Below are 14,569 nucleotides of genomic sequence, written 5' to 3'. Positions count from 1 at the left end.
AAGCGATTAGCGCTGTCCACTGCGGAGAGAGGAGTCGTGAGGGATTATTAAAACCCGAAGGTAGTTTCTCGAAAATCTGAGGTTGGGAGTATATCCCAACCTCTTTCATTATTGCCCTCCACCAAATTGCTGTGCAAGCCAGGCAGACTGGGATGACATTCGCTGGATGGCGGTTTCCATGGCGCTAAACATCTTATAATACTGATTTTCTTTGTCAATTAACTTTTCAAGCATTTTGTCAATCATTTTTTGTTGATCTTCCATTTGCTTGGTAATGTAGTTTTGTAAATCGGTGGTGTCTCCATCCATACCAGCTTTTTGCAACAAGGCTCCCTTATTACCCTGGCTATCCCGAGTTACTCTGATATTGTCCTCTATTACGTCAAACAAGCGCCAGGCAATCCCCTCTTGTTTTATCCTGGTGGCCCTGTTAGCACCATCGTCATAACTAATTGAGGATTGTTGAGTAAATAAGGTAACCACCTTATCGGGCATATCCTGGATAGCTTTCATTAGCTTTTGCTCATCAATGACCAATTTGCCCCCATCCAACCAGTTATCAGATGTGGTTATCCCTATATCATAAAGGCTAATATCTAATCCTTCCACTTTTTCATATAATACTCCCCGTAGTGAACTCAGTGCCTTTTGTAAAAGCGGGTCTGAACGCAGCAAACCACTTCTAGCCTTTTCCTCCCATAATTCGATGTCTTTTTCCGACATTGAACTCCTTTCTTCGTCGGTTAAAGGCTTGTACGCAGACTGGCCCTTAGTCGCGTACTGGTAGGATTTTTCAGTTAATGCACCGTTGATCTTGTCAATTAGTTCGTTGTATTTGTCGATAAAACCTTTTATATTATCCAAGAGCTTGCCGGAATCCCCAGCAATGCTAACTGTAATAGGAGTCCCGCCGGTTTCTTCCTTTAACTCATATGACACTCCGTCAATAGTAAAGAAGTTTGTAGACCTGGAAACAGAGGTGCCGTCTATGGTTACCTTAGCGTCATCTCCATACCTAACTGTTGTGGTATCAAGCTTTAATGACTCAAAAAAATTCCCTTCAACATCTTTTATGTCTACCTTTGCGGCCAGCCCTGTTTCTTTGGATTCAATTACAAACCTATCAGTTAGGGAATCATATCGCATAGTTACTCCAGCCGCACTGGAATTTATTTTATTGATGACAGAAGAAAGGCTGTCACTACTGGAAGCTTTGATAGTGACCCCGTTTATTGTAAATTCTACATTCCCCTCCGAATTGTATGGATCTAGTCCGCTGCTTAGATTAGCTGATACATCTTCAAGGGAGGCAGATAAGTCAAGCTTGGAGCTACTGGTACCTACAGTAAACCCCAGTTCATCACGAAGCCCGTCATCTCCCTTTTGCAGCACAATCTCATGTTCAGGGTACGAAAAACTAATTTTACCGTCTATAACTTCTACTGTTAAACCTGCCGGTGCTGACTGAGAAGCCAGTTGGGCTTCAATAGCACTTTTTATGGCTGCATCATCACCAGCCACAAAGTCAGTAGTAAAATCAATGATATAAGAGCTAGATGTATTTCCGTCACTAACTTTAATTACAAAATCCTTTCCAATATCACTGGCACTATAATTAATTGTCCCGCTCAGGGGATTTATCACTTTGCCACTGCTAACTCCTATTTTAGCCAGCATATTGTCGCTTTCCCCTGCTAATACACTGACTTTTTTTGTTGTGTCCAGGGAGATAAGCTTAATTTTATCTGCATTTTCAGGATCGGCAATAGCCTTGAGGGAAGAACCCAACCCTTTATCGGCTAGTGCAGCGTTAATATTAGCAAGAAAATCACCCAGGTTGGCAGCACCTTCAACATTTATTTCTACTGCGTCATCGTCACCAATTTTAACTTTAAAATTTCCCCCGGAAAAATCCGTAATACTGCCACTGGTAATAGAGTTGCTTTGACCGTTGCTAAAACCAAGGGTACTCAAATAAGTGTTGGTGGCATCCCCTATCTTCAAAGTACTGCTCGCTAACGCAGGTTTGAATGTCAGTTTATTACCTGCATCTACTGATATTGTTATATTTCCGGTACCAAAGGCACTATTAACCAACGTCTGCAGACCGTTAACCAATTCGGCTGGTGTTTTTGAGCTGTAGTCCTGGTCAAGGGTAATGGTTTTAGTAACGCCATTAAGGTTAAGTGTAAACTGCTTGCCTTCCTTCATCTTCTCCATATCTACCGGATTAGTGGCAGTCAATCCTGCTTCAGTCCCTTTGCTTACCCCAGTCTCCCCTGTTGTACTGGCTTTCTTAGCTAGGGATATAATGTCCAAAGTGCGGGTTCCTGCCGTCGCGCCGGCTCCCGCATTAACTACCACTTTGGAGGAGTCCGATGTAGTAACATTAAAAATGGCAAAGGCTGAAGCAGACCTAAAGTTAGTGCTTGGCTTTAATATGTCAAAATATTGTTCTTTAAAAGAACGAAAAGCATTGGTTATCCCCCGGTAGCTATCCCGTTTCCAGGCTAGTAACTGCAGGTTTTGCTTTAGAATATCAACCCTGGTTTGTTCAGCTTTCATTAAATTCTTAATAGTTCCCTCAACATCAAAACCTGTTAGACCTGTAATTCTATTAACCATCCTATCCACCTCTTTAAAACCCTTTTTTCTTAGTGTTATTTTCGACCGATAATAGAAAATATTAAGCTCTATTATTAATTAGTCTGTATAAAAAATAAACCCAGGAGCATAAACTGCCCTGGTTTACAAACAAATTTATTAATGTAAATTAGCTAAATCGCAGATTATATTTAATTAATTTTAATATTTAGCAACCTTTGTAAAGCTGGCGTATAAGCTCCGCATTTCTTATAATATTTTTTAGCTTCTGCCATATACCCAAGGCATTCGTAAATTACACCAATATTGTAGTTAGGCAAATAGGAATTAATACCCTGAATTTTACCCTCTACGCTTCCGATACACATTTTAAAGCTATCTGTGGCTTGCTGGAACATGGCATTATTCATATATATTAGACCCATTAAGAAATTATAATCAGGGGACTTTTTATAAATCGAACTATATAATTCCAGGAATAACGCCTGCTCATATTTACCTGAATTAATCAATGAATAACCGTAAGTCTCTAGTAAGTCCTGGATATATTCATATTTTAAGTTAATTTTGAGATTTACTGCTCTTTCAAAGGAATCAGCAGCCAGATTATATTCCTTGGCCATATAATAAGATTTGCCTAATTGGTAATGAAGATATGGATCTGCAACATCATTTATTATTGCAGCGTTAAGTAAAGAAATATTCCTTGAGAGTTTATTGGTTTTTTGAACAACTTCTTTGGTATAACCAATATGATCCAGTACAATTTCAACGTTCTTTGTTTTATAAGGAAAATCTTTTTTTGCTACAATTTGTTCATGAATTATTCCTTGATAACAAAAATTGTTTCTATTAAAAAGTCTATTAACTCTCTCAATATATTTTTTAACCCCAAAATTATCTTCGAAGGGATTTATCCGCTTTAATCTACCAATACAATAGGTATCATTTGTTATAAACCGGTTTATCGAATCTTGATTATAATCTGTAACTATCTCATCAGCATCCAAAACGAGTATCCAATCATTAGCGGCTTTAGAAATGGAATTATTTCTGGCTGCTGAAAAATCATTACCCCAGGGAAAATGATACACCAGTGAGGTAAATTCTTTAGCTGCCTCAATAGTCCTATCATTTGATCCGGTATCAACAATCACAATTTCATCTACATAGCTCCGAACGCTATCTAAACATTTTGGCAAACTTATTTCTTCATTTTTTACTATCATACATAGACTAATTTTTTTATCAAACATTTAACCCACCATCATCAATAATATTCTGCCCTGTAACATAGCTTGAGGAGTCTAAGTCTAAATAAATCAGTGCCCCAACCATTCCATCTCTATAAGCCATTCTACCTAGAGGCAGGTTTTTAGTACTCGTGATTACTCTAATAATTCCCAACTTAATGGAGTACCCATTTTAACATTCTTCCTAACCTTTTTACCTAACAAATAATCGTAGAACTTAGGTGGTAAGCCGAATCCAGGTCTCACCACTCTAATGTTATCTTTTGTAAAAACTTCTCCTGCCTTCATATCCTTTGCTACATATAAAGAGCGGCGAAACTTTAGTGATAATTTTTCTTTTTCTGTCGGTCCGTATGTAACTCTTCCAAGTGCTTGCCACGCTTGCGTACTCTCAGAAACAAGCAAACTAAATTCATCTGGCTCCATAGAAAATGCAGCATCCACTCCCCCATCTTTTCGAGACAAGGTAAAATGCTTTTCTATCACTGTTGAACCCAGAGCAATACTAGCAACAGCGACTCCAATACCTAATGTATGATCTGAAAGACCAATCTGGCACTGAAAAAGTTCCCCCATATGCGGGATAGTAGAAATATTGCTATTGTCAGGTGTTGCAGGATATGTGCTTGTGCACTTTAGTAAAATCAAATCTGTACAACCTGCCTCCCTTGCGACACGGATTGAATCATCCAATTCAGCAACGGTAGCTAGACCGGTAGACATAATCATTGGCTTGCCGGTTGATGCAACTTTACGAATTAGAGGCATGTCGGCATTTTCAAAGGAAGCTATTTTATAGCAAGGAACATCCAGTGATTCTAAAAAGTCCACAGCTGTTTCGTCAAATGGTGTGCTAAAACAAATCATTCCACGTTCTCTGCATCTGTCAAAAATAGGTTTATGCCATTCCCATGGTGTATAAGCCTGTTGGTATAATTTATATAGTGAATTTCCGTGCCATAAACTGTCAGGGTCATCAATATAAAAATCCCTTCCATCTATGTCCAACGTCATTGTATCAGCAGTATAAGTCTGAAGTTTTATGGCATGAGCACCAGCCTTAGCGGCTGCTTCAACAATTTCTAAAGCACGCTCCAATGATTGATTATGATTGCCTGACATTTCTGCTATGATAAAAGGTGGGTGCTCAGAGCCAATTTTCCTTCCTGCAATTGATATTGTATTCATCCATTAAGAACCCCTTTAGATAAATATATTTCTTCCCAAAACAAAAGCTTCAGCAGCTTTAACTCCAACACTTGCTCCACGCCAACGCGCAAGATATTCCACAGCTTCGATGGAACGTGCATGTGGCCAGGGTCTCATTTCACATTGATATTCTTTTAATGCTTCTAGTTTTAATTGCATAGTGTCTGTTATGTTCCTAAACCAGTTTGGCTCAAATTTCGGCCCAGAACCCGGAAGTTGCCATTCTGTACTTGAAGGAACCTCAAAAAACAAGATAGTGTGAACAGGACAATTTGGAGCAGGCCTGCAAGCTGTTACAACTGCTTCATGGATTCGCCTGTGATCAATATTAACATCTCCAAAGTGATGAGTATAAACAATCTGAGGTTTATGCTTATCTATATGCGTTTCAACTTCCTTTATAATATCTAGGCGTTCAAGGGAATCCATACGGTTATCTGGAAAATTGCTAAGTGTTAAAGAAGAAACTCCAAGAATTTTATTTGCATTATGTGCCGCTTGGGCTAATTCTGATAACTGACTCGTAAATTTTTCTCGAAATCTTTTTTCTCCTCTACTAGTTATGCCTTCCGCTAGAATAACCACATGAACTTCATCGCCCATACTTGAATGCCTGGCAATAGTTCCACCACAACCCAGAACCTCATCATCTGGATGTGCTGCAATAACTAAGATTTTATTAGTCATATTTTACCTTCTTTTTGTGATTTTAACATCTGCAATAACATAGTCATTTTTAAGGGAGGCTCTTTGAAATTCAAACCTAAAATTCCCATTTTCTAAAAAAGCCCTAGGGTAGTCTTTAGCATCTAACATTCTTATATAGTTAAAAACCTGTTCCAGATCTGTTAAGTTAGCAATATTCCCGTCTTCTTGCTTACGTCTGTTAAAGTATACCACTTCCCCTTGTTGTTTAACTGGGTTTGGTTCATTTTCTATTATATAAACTATCATTTCTTCAATCTCTTTAGCAGCTCTTATATATATCTCCTCGGCTGAACCAAACAAAGAAAATGGTCTTTTTAAGTAAACCGGTCCAGCATCAAGATCTTCCTGACACATTAAAGCAGAAATTTTTGTATCGAAAATACCTCTGGCAATCAAGTTTTGCAAGGGACTACCACCGCGACCAAAAGGAACATCTGTCATATGAAATATAACTGATTCATAATTTTCATATATTTCCTTGGGTATAATAAATGACCAATGCGGAAAAAATATGTATCTAGGTTTTATATCTTGTAATAGCTCAAAAGTTAAATCTTCTTTTTTATCTATCAATATGAATTCTTGTTTAGTAAGTGCTGCTAATTTTACAGGCATATTTTTATACCATATACGATTTGCAGCAATAACATATTTCATTTGGGTTTCTCCTCAATTTCTAATCTTCGTTCTATTTTCAAAATATATCTATATCCGTTTATATCAAAAAAGGCTGGATAATTTTCGTTATCAACTACACGTAATAAATTAAACTGTTCTTGTATTGTTTTATTTACATCTAACCTACTATCTTTTGGTGTTCGCCTTGGATAGTATGTCGATTCACCCTGTTGTTTAACACCATACTGTATTATATCTGGGTATCTATCCACAAATTCTAAGCACATTTTAATAGTTGTTTCTGCTTGTATTTTTCTTAAGTCATCTACTAATTCTAAACCCTGAAACTTCATAACATCCTTTAAATACACAACTCCGCTATCCACTTTTTCTCCTGCTTCAAAGAGTGTTATGGGTATCTCATTCTTACCCTCTAATATCTGCCAGGTTAAAGGAGACCACCCTTTGCCATTAGGTAAATCACTCTCGTGTACAACTAAATTATGTCGGTTCTTTGATAGAATTGACATAGGTACGAGTTGACTGCATCCTAGGTAAAAAGCAAAATCTCCTTCTGAGATATCTTCAGGCATATGTACCCATTTTATTGAATGTCCTTTTTCTTGATATTTTATTACTAATAATGGAATATATAAATTTATCCAGCTTTTGGCATCTGATAAAATAGTTATTTTAAATGGTGATATGTTTATCGCGTTGACAACACGTTCAACACCAAATCCATCTACCAGTTGCTTTCCCTTTTCTGACATTTCGGTCAATGATTTACTTCCCTGAATATGTTCTTTTACAGCACGTACAATAATTTCTGTATTAACTTCCTCAGCACGACCTAAATAAGTTAATGCACCATAATCCGCTACACTTGTTGTTAACTGTTCTTGGTTTTGTGCAATACTTAAAACAATACTAGGTAGTCCTAGGCAACTCCGCTCCCACGTTGTGCTTCCACCTGCACCTATCGCTAAATCTGCATTAACCATTAATTCGGCCATATTATTTACATGGGTGTGAAGGGTAATATTCGGTTCTAGCATGCAAAGGTCTCTTATCTGATATTTATGTGGATTTGATTGTCCGACAACAATGTCAAATTGAATATTTGATTGATTAAGTTGTATAATTGCGTCCAACACCTTTTTAGTTTCGTTTGTTGGATCACTCCCACCTAAAAACACCAAGACCCTTTTTATATTGTCATCTCGATTTCTTAGGTTTTGCCTGGCTGTAATAAATTCCGGACGTAGTAACGCATATCTTGGGCCAATTAATGTTATACAGTTCTCAGAAACTAATTGCCTATATTTATTTGCATTTTTACAAAGATTTTGATCCAGTAATAAGTCACAGTCATGGGGACGATCTGCTAAATCATCTATGACCATAATTTTTTTTACATATGGCCGCAACTCTTTTTCCCAATTCTGATCTAAAGAATAGTGGTCAATAATAAACCAGTTAACAACTAGTTTTTCATTGGATAGGATATTTACCGTCTCAAATACATCATTCTGCCAAGTTGTTCCAAGCCAATGGGAATGGTTATTAACATTCGTTACATTACTGCCCTGTTCTTTATTGTAGGGTAACCTATATACTTTAAATCCTTTATTCTCAATAAAATTATTTAAATTTCCCGGTAATTCACGACAAATAAATCTAACATCAAATCCTTTTTTCCATAAGGCCTCTGCTAAGGTCAGACATCTCATTACATGACCAGATCCTATTTCATACGATGAATCGGTACGAATAAAAATTTTCATTTTCCATACGCCTTTTGTTCGATGTGTTTATTTATTCTTTCCCATTCGGGATATTTTTGTAATAATTTCAGACAATCCTGCATACTGAATTGCGGGTTTATAGGGTAAAGATTAGATAATATTTTTTTAATTAGCTTAAAATCCTCTATTGTGTCAACTGTCCACCTGTAATGACTTTTATCGCTCATCATTTTTACACTTTCCAAACTGTATTTTTCTGGACGATGATAGATAAATGGTGTTACATGTTCTCTTTCTGGTAACTCAACTGCATTTTTAAAGGCTTCTTTTAATACTTTATAAGAGAAGACCTCAGTATCCATCCCCCTGGGGTAGGTTCTATCCATAGTGTTAGAAACATAATCACATTCATTACTAATATAATAATCAATAACTTCATCAATTACTGTAGGGTCAATGAGAGGACAATCTGAAGTTACACGAACAATAGCATCAGCCCCATACAAAGTTGCCGCTTCATAATACCTTGCTAATACATCATCTTCTGAACCACGATAATATGGAACAGAGAGGCGTTGACAGAGATCAATTATTGGTTGATCAGTGCTGTTTATTGTTGTGGCAATAATTATCTGTTCAGCAAGTTGTACCATTTTTAGTCTTTCTATTTGATACTCTAAAAGTGCTTTCCCTAGGACAGTCTTCAGCACTTTTCCTGGGAGCCTGGTTGATGTCATTCTGGCTTGTACAATAATAACTGTTTTCATTGTAAGACCTCTTTAAGAACTTGAATCACATAATCTTGTTCTTGCTCAGATAAACTATAGTACAGAGGAAGACTAATAGCTTGCCTGTAATATTTTTCTGCTTCTGGAAAATCACCTATTTTAAATCCTAATTTTTTATAATAGGGCTGCGTATGAACTGGTATATAATGTAAGTTAGCATTAATACCGGCGCTTCTAATTTCTTCAAATACTGTCTTATGAGTCTTTGATAGCTCTTCTAGTTTTAATTTAATAACATAAAGGTGGTAAGCGGAGTAGGTGTCTGGGTGCTGCCACGGTGTAGTCAAAGGCAAATCCTGTAATAAATTATTATAACGTTGGGCTAGCCAATGTCTTCTTTGAATGAACTCATCTAAGCGTTTCATCTGGCTAACTCCAAGTGCAGCTTGTAAGTCAGTAATCCGATAATTAAATCCTAAGTCAACCTGTTGGTAGTACCAAGGACCATGAGACTCACCATCCATAAATAATGGATCACGGGTTATGCCATGCGTTCTTAACCGGATAAGTATTTTATAAAGATCCTCTCTATTTGTAAGGATCATACCTCCTTCACCAGTGGTGATAATTTTTACTGGATGAAAGCTAAAAACAGTCATATCCGAAATGGCACAAGAACCAATCTTCTTACCCTTATACTCTCCTCCAATGGCATGGGAAGCATCTTCAATAATAGTAATACCGTAAGGTTTGACCAAATTTGCTATTTTCTCCATTTCACATGCTTGTCCAGCAAAATGAACGGGGATTAATATTTGAGGCAATTTTCCCATACTGCTGGCTAAATCTAGTTTTTCCTGCAATGCCTGTAAACTCATGTTATAAGTTTTGGGATCTATATCAACAAAATCTACACTTGCCCCACAATATAAACCACAATTAGAGGAAGCTACAAAAGTATTTGGAGAAGTCCAGAGTATATCCCCAGATTTTAGTCCTACTGCTAAGCATGCGATATGTAAAGCCGCCGTAGCATTACTGACAGCAACAGCAAATTTTGCACCACAATATTCAGCAACAGTTTTTTCGAATCGCTCTATCATCGGTCCCTGGGTTAACCAGTCAGACCTAAGTACTTCCACCACTGCTTTGATATCTTCTTCATTAATATTTTGTTTTCCATAAGGGATTTTTAACACTGACAATTCAGCTCCCTTAATTCTTCTACAGTTAAGAAGATGGGGTTAGTACCTGAATTATATTCAAAACCTTGCTTTACAGGTTCCCCAATTTCGCCAATTCTATTTTCCTTATAATCAACAGGTTGGTTAAAAACTATACTAGGTCTAATTACATAATGATCATGAAATTCAAGCGTCAAGTGAGAATCATCTGCAGGACACATTATCTCATGTAATTTTTCCCCGGGCCTGATTCCAATCACTTTAGTTGGTATACTTGACGCTAATGATTCAACTAAATCCATAATTCTCATAGAAGGAATCTTTGGAACAAAGATTTCCCCTCCTTGCATCCGTTCGAAATTTTTAAGCACAAAGTCGACTCCCTGTTGTAGGGTAATCCAAAAGCGAGTCATGCGTGGATCGGTAACTGGGAGTTCCTTAGCGCCTTCATCAATTAACTTTTTAAAAAAAGGTACTACAGAACCCCTTGATCCGACAACGTTGCCGTATCGAACGACAGAAAATCGTGTTCTCCTCTCGCCGGTAATATTATTAGCTGCTACAAATAATTTATCAGAAGCTAGCTTGGTGGCGCCATATAGATTGATTGGATTCGCCGCCTTATCAGTAGATAAAGCTATTACTCTTTCAACTTCATTTTCTATGGCTGCAGTAATTACATTTTGAGCCCCGTGAATATTTGTTTTTATACATTCCATAGGATTGTACTCTGCCGCTGGAACCTGTTTCAAGGCAGCAGCGTGGATAACGTAATCAACCCCTCGCATAGCCTGCCTCAACCGTTCAGCATCTCTGACATCACCAATGAAATAACGCATTTCCGATGTGTTAAATTCCTGCTGCATTTCAAATTGTTTAAGCTCATCCCTAGAGAATATAATTATTTTTTTAGTTTTGTATTTGTTTAATATTGTTCTGACGTATTGTTTACCAAAGGAGCCTGTGCCACCAGTTATTAATATGGACTTGTTATTAAGCAAAATAAACACCTCAACTGGAAGTTTGATTTGTTCAATAATATAATGGTTTTTCAGGTGAGTCTTATGGCTATTGTGCTAGAATTCGGCCATTGTTGTCTTATTTACTTTTCAATAATATTTTAATATATATTTATATTTTACTCTTAGATATTATATCATTTGATCTGTGTTTGACTAAATAGATATTAAGCATTTGGTAGGTAGTGAATTTTTCCAAACTTCTTAATACGGAGTATAAACTTTCCTATGATCATCTAAAGATTTCTCCACTATTTTTCTAGCCTCATTAAACGTATCAATAAACTGTTCACCTATGTTAATTATCTCTTTAATAAGTTCCTGTTGTAACTTTATATTGTTAAGTAAAACATCTATACTTAGTTCCTCAATGCCTTTTCCTAAAAGACTTACTTTAATGGCAACTATTCTTAATGTATATTGATAAGCATGCATAAACACATAGTCACGGGTAATATCTTTAACCATATTTTCAACAAATTCAATGCTGTCATATAATTTATCAAGCTGTTCTTCCGTATAAACATCCTTATTAAAATTTTTAGTAGCCTTCTTAGCCATAATCTGTGCTTTTTTAGCAGTTTTAATTAGTTTTTTAAATTTACTAATCTCTTTGTCTATTAATTTAATATAGTTAACATAGCCGTTCTCTACTTCTGCCGAAGTAGTGTTGTATGATTCAACCAGTTTATATACCGGGATTATATTCTCGTCATTGCTACAATACTGCTCAATAACATCCTGCAGCTTCATGATTTTTGTCCCATTTATATAAGCCCCACCTTCGGTAGCATCAATACAAAGTGCATCGCATTTGTCAATATACAACTCAAACTGGGCTAGGAAATTACGCCATACATATGTAGAAGGTATATTATTACCATCATAATCTTTAACATATACTGTATTCTTATTATTTATAATACGTTCTCGAATTTCAACGCCTTCTGCATGTGAGTATCCACCCGACGAATAGGCTAGGTCCTGACCTACTAAAATAATAGGATCAGCGCCGACAGCTTGAGCAAAGGAAAAACATAAATGGGCCACAGATGTTCCAGCATTTATTTTTCCTTTTTGCGGAACAACTTTTGACATCCATTCATTTATTCCTTCCCCTTTTCTAATGCTGACAATCTTCCTGTTATCTTTAAAACACTGGAATATCTCTTTTCTAATTACAGGAATAGTCATAAGTACTGTATTAGGAGGAATCTTTTTATTTTCATAAAATGCTTGATAGGTTTTAAATATTCTTTCAACGCTGGAAACTACATGGGGTTCTATACCATTTTCCTGTAACAATGAGAGAGAACCATCACAGGCAATGATTAATGCTTTATCTTGAATTTCTTTCAAGAGATGAATGTTCTTATTTAATGAAGGGCCGGAAGCCACAATAACAGCCGGTTTGTTTTTGTATATGTCCCCTGCAATAGATAATAATTCATCAATTCCAGGACTTTTTAAAAGTTCACCACAATTTAAAAAATTGTTCCTTATGCCGATTAAGCTATCTTCAGTATCGTTACCCATCATAAATATTTTATTAGTTTTCTGAAGTTCTATACTTTGTGATATCAATCTGCAAAACTTAAGATATTCTAAATCCATAATAGGTAAAGTTATTATTAATATATCGTTTAAATTAAAGGTAAATGAAGATACTACCCTGCAAACTTCTATACTAATTTTCTCTTTATTACCAACTATAAAAGATACGTTTTTAGAATTAATTTCTTCTGTAAGATCTTCGTGATGAAGAAGATGATACAACATATCAATATTATTTTCTATGATAATGACAACTGATTTCTCATTAATCCTCTTAACCACTTCCCGTAAGTGATATCCCATACCAACTCCGATTACTATGACAATCCGCCTGACCATATCTTTGGGCAATTTACGTACAGTATAATTCGCTTCCTCGGATGGATCATACATACTATTTATTTGTAGATAATGACCTTCAGGATTTTTTTTATACATTACATAGTGTCCCATAGGTGATTGAAGTACCCTAATGTTTTCATTATTATCCACATCTTTTATTGCAAGTAAATCCTCTACGAAATCATATTTCTTTTCTTTTAGAGCCTGTATATTTTTGTCTATTATTTTCATCCTTTAAACTCCTTACCGTCTTTTACTCAATTATTATATATTGGGGCAATTCATATTTTAATAGATCTACTAGATATACAACATCATGATGAAACATAGACAATTTAATTTCATTTATTAATGCGTTAAGTTTGTTAAGAAAGGCTTCCTCTATTTGCTCCCCTCGGGCTTGCTCATTATCTAATAATTTTGAAATATCATCGATTAAAAGATTAACCATTTCATATGCATTGTTAATATTTCCCTCTCTTATTGTTTCTACAACAACGTTAATTCTCCCCATCATCATTCTCCTTATATCATTATACTAGCTTTTTAAAACCAAATAAATTTTCTGATTGGTTTTAAAAAGCCAGCAAAATGTTTGCTGGCTCTAAAATATTTTTTAGTTAGTTTAACTATCTTAATAATTGAAGTACGCCTTGAGGCAGTTGGTTGGCCTGGGCCAGCATAGCCTGAGCAGCTTGGTTCAGGATGTTGGTCTTAGTGAACTCCATCATTTCCTTAGCCATATCTACGTCACGAATACGAGATTCGGAAGCCTGCAGGTTCTCAGCGGCAACATCCAGGTTCTTAATGGTGTGCTCCAGACGGTTCTGAATAGCACCTAATTTGGATCTTTGGGTAGAAACAGCGGTAATAGAGTTGTCAATCGAAGTAATCATTGCATTAGCATTGGAACGATTAGAAATAGCAACACTCATATCAATAGTTACTGCAGAATCAATGTAGCCTAAATTCACAGTAGTTTCAGTTGCTCTCATATCTGCAAAAGTAACACTGATAATTTGGTCTTGGTTTGCACCAACATGGAACACTAAAGTGCCAGCATCAGAACTAATTAGTTTTTGAGTGTTAAACTCTGTGGTGTTAGCAATTCTGTCAATTTCGTTCTTAAGTGCATTAAATTCTTCCTGCAGAGCATCTCTATCAATAGTTACGTTGGTGTCGTTGGCAGACTGAACAGCCAGTTCTCTCATACGCTGCAGAATAGCATGGGTTTCGTTCATTGAACCTTCAGCGGTCTGCAGGAGGGAAATACCGTCTTGAGCGTTTCTGGAAGCCTGTTGCAGACCACGGATTTGGCCGCGCATTTTTTCGGAGATGGACAGACCGGCAGCATCGTCACCAGCACGGTTGATGCGCAGACCGGAAGATAGTTTTTCAATGGATTTAGAGGTTGCACCTGTGTTGATAGTAAGGGAACGGTGGGCGTTCATCGCCATCATATTGTGGTTGATAATCATGTTTGTTTTTCCTCCTTGATTTTACAATTGGCATCCTTGCCTATTTAGTGGTTTTTTTAATCCAGCCCACCCTGGATATATTTAGTGATAATTAACATCTTCATTGTCGGCCGCCAGTGAATTG

12 protein-coding genes are annotated in these 14,569 nt (G+C 36.5%); all 12 read right to left on the bottom strand.

Annotated elements, in window-relative coordinates; genetic code table 11:
- Nucleotides 1-108: 108 nt before the first annotated feature.
- Nucleotides 109-2,625: a flagellar filament capping protein FliD gene (fliD, locus tag P6N53_RS14000; RefSeq protein WP_304544216.1), complete on the bottom strand. Its 2,517-nt coding sequence runs from the start codon at nucleotides 2,623-2,625 to the stop codon at nucleotides 109-111.
- A gap of 170 nt (nucleotides 2,626-2,795) precedes the next feature.
- Complete coding sequence (locus P6N53_RS13995) at nucleotides 2,796-3,860, bottom strand: glycosyltransferase family 2 protein (protein WP_304544214.1); 1,065 nt, start codon at nucleotides 3,858-3,860, stop codon at nucleotides 2,796-2,798.
- Nucleotides 3,861-3,992: 132 nt separating this feature from the next.
- Nucleotides 3,993-5,045 carry a pseudaminic acid synthase gene (gene pseI, locus P6N53_RS13990; protein WP_304544212.1) on the bottom strand — a complete coding sequence of 351 codons (1,053 nt, stop codon included), beginning with the start codon at nucleotides 5,043-5,045 and terminating at the stop codon, nucleotides 3,993-3,995.
- Between the two features lie 15 nt (nucleotides 5,046-5,060).
- Entirely contained in the window at nucleotides 5,061-5,753 is a 693-nt protein-coding gene (locus tag P6N53_RS13985; RefSeq protein ID WP_304544209.1) for a PIG-L deacetylase family protein, read from the bottom strand.
- A gap of 3 nt (nucleotides 5,754-5,756) precedes the next feature.
- On the bottom strand, nucleotides 5,757-6,431 hold the full coding sequence (locus tag P6N53_RS13980; RefSeq protein WP_304544206.1) for a formyl transferase: 675 nt from the start codon (nucleotides 6,429-6,431) through the stop codon (nucleotides 5,757-5,759).
- Complete coding sequence (gene pseG, locus P6N53_RS13975; RefSeq protein ID WP_304544204.1) at nucleotides 6,428-8,179, bottom strand: UDP-2,4-diacetamido-2,4,6-trideoxy-beta-L-altropyranose hydrolase; 1,752 nt, start codon at nucleotides 8,177-8,179, stop codon at nucleotides 6,428-6,430. The genes P6N53_RS13980 and pseG overlap by 4 nt, the downstream gene beginning before the upstream one ends.
- Nucleotides 8,176-8,907, bottom strand: coding sequence for a cytidylyltransferase domain-containing protein (locus tag P6N53_RS13970; protein ID WP_304544202.1), 732 nt, complete (start codon nucleotides 8,905-8,907; stop codon nucleotides 8,176-8,178). The genes pseG and P6N53_RS13970 overlap by 4 nt, the downstream gene beginning before the upstream one ends.
- On the bottom strand, nucleotides 8,904-10,067 hold the full coding sequence (gene pseC, locus P6N53_RS13965; RefSeq protein ID WP_304544200.1) for a UDP-4-amino-4,6-dideoxy-N-acetyl-beta-L-altrosamine transaminase: 1,164 nt from the start codon (nucleotides 10,065-10,067) through the stop codon (nucleotides 8,904-8,906). The genes P6N53_RS13970 and pseC overlap by 4 nt, the downstream gene beginning before the upstream one ends.
- Nucleotides 10,061-11,053, bottom strand: a complete 993-nt coding sequence (gene pseB, locus P6N53_RS13960) for a UDP-N-acetylglucosamine 4,6-dehydratase (inverting) (protein WP_304544198.1) — start codon at nucleotides 11,051-11,053, stop codon at nucleotides 10,061-10,063. The genes pseC and pseB overlap by 7 nt, the downstream gene beginning before the upstream one ends.
- Nucleotides 11,054-11,275: 222 nt before the next feature.
- The gene (locus tag P6N53_RS13955; RefSeq protein ID WP_304544196.1) at nucleotides 11,276-13,198 is read right to left on the bottom strand and encodes a motility associated factor glycosyltransferase family protein; all 1,923 of its coding nucleotides are present in this window, start codon (nucleotides 13,196-13,198) and stop codon (nucleotides 11,276-11,278) included.
- A gap of 22 nt (nucleotides 13,199-13,220) precedes the next feature.
- Nucleotides 13,221-13,487 (bottom strand): DUF8042 domain-containing protein, encoded by a 267-nt coding sequence (locus P6N53_RS13950; RefSeq protein WP_304544194.1) that lies wholly within the window; start codon nucleotides 13,485-13,487, stop codon nucleotides 13,221-13,223.
- Nucleotides 13,488-13,596: 109 nt separating this feature from the next.
- Complete coding sequence (locus tag P6N53_RS13945; RefSeq protein WP_304544191.1) at nucleotides 13,597-14,445, bottom strand: flagellin N-terminal helical domain-containing protein; 849 nt, start codon at nucleotides 14,443-14,445, stop codon at nucleotides 13,597-13,599.
- Between the last annotated feature and the right edge of the window lie 124 nt (nucleotides 14,446-14,569).

Origin of the sequence: Desulforamulus aquiferis (assembly GCF_030577015.1) — a bacterium.
In the GTDB taxonomy this organism is placed as follows: Bacteria; Bacillota; Desulfotomaculia; order Desulfotomaculales; family Desulfotomaculaceae; genus Desulfotomaculum; species Desulfotomaculum aquiferis.
This window is presented reverse-complemented; position numbering and strand designations above follow the sequence as displayed.

Coding starts and splice junctions, on each gene's coding strand:
- fliD (WP_304544216.1), bottom strand. CDS start 2,625: ATGGTTAATAGAATTACAGGTCTAACAGGTTTTGATGTTGAGGGAACT.
- P6N53_RS13995 (WP_304544214.1), bottom strand. CDS start 3,860: ATGTTTGATAAAAAAATTAGTCTATGTATGATAGTAAAAAATGAAGAA.
- pseI (WP_304544212.1), bottom strand. CDS start 5,045: ATGAATACAATATCAATTGCAGGAAGGAAAATTGGCTCTGAGCACCCA.
- P6N53_RS13985 (WP_304544209.1), bottom strand. CDS start 5,753: ATGACTAATAAAATCTTAGTTATTGCAGCACATCCAGATGATGAGGTT.
- P6N53_RS13980 (WP_304544206.1), bottom strand. CDS start 6,431: ATGAAATATGTTATTGCTGCAAATCGTATATGGTATAAAAATATGCCT.
- pseG (WP_304544204.1), bottom strand. CDS start 8,179: ATGAAAATTTTTATTCGTACCGATTCATCGTATGAAATAGGATCTGGT.
- P6N53_RS13970 (WP_304544202.1), bottom strand. CDS start 8,907: ATGAAAACAGTTATTATTGTACAAGCCAGAATGACATCAACCAGGCTC.
- P6N53_RS13955 (WP_304544196.1), bottom strand. CDS start 13,198: ATGAAAATAATAGACAAAAATATACAGGCTCTAAAAGAAAAGAAATAT.
- P6N53_RS13950 (WP_304544194.1), bottom strand. CDS start 13,487: ATGATGATGGGGAGAATTAACGTTGTTGTAGAAACAATAAGAGAGGGA.
- P6N53_RS13945 (WP_304544191.1), bottom strand. CDS start 14,445: ATGATTATCAACCACAATATGATGGCGATGAACGCCCACCGTTCCCTT.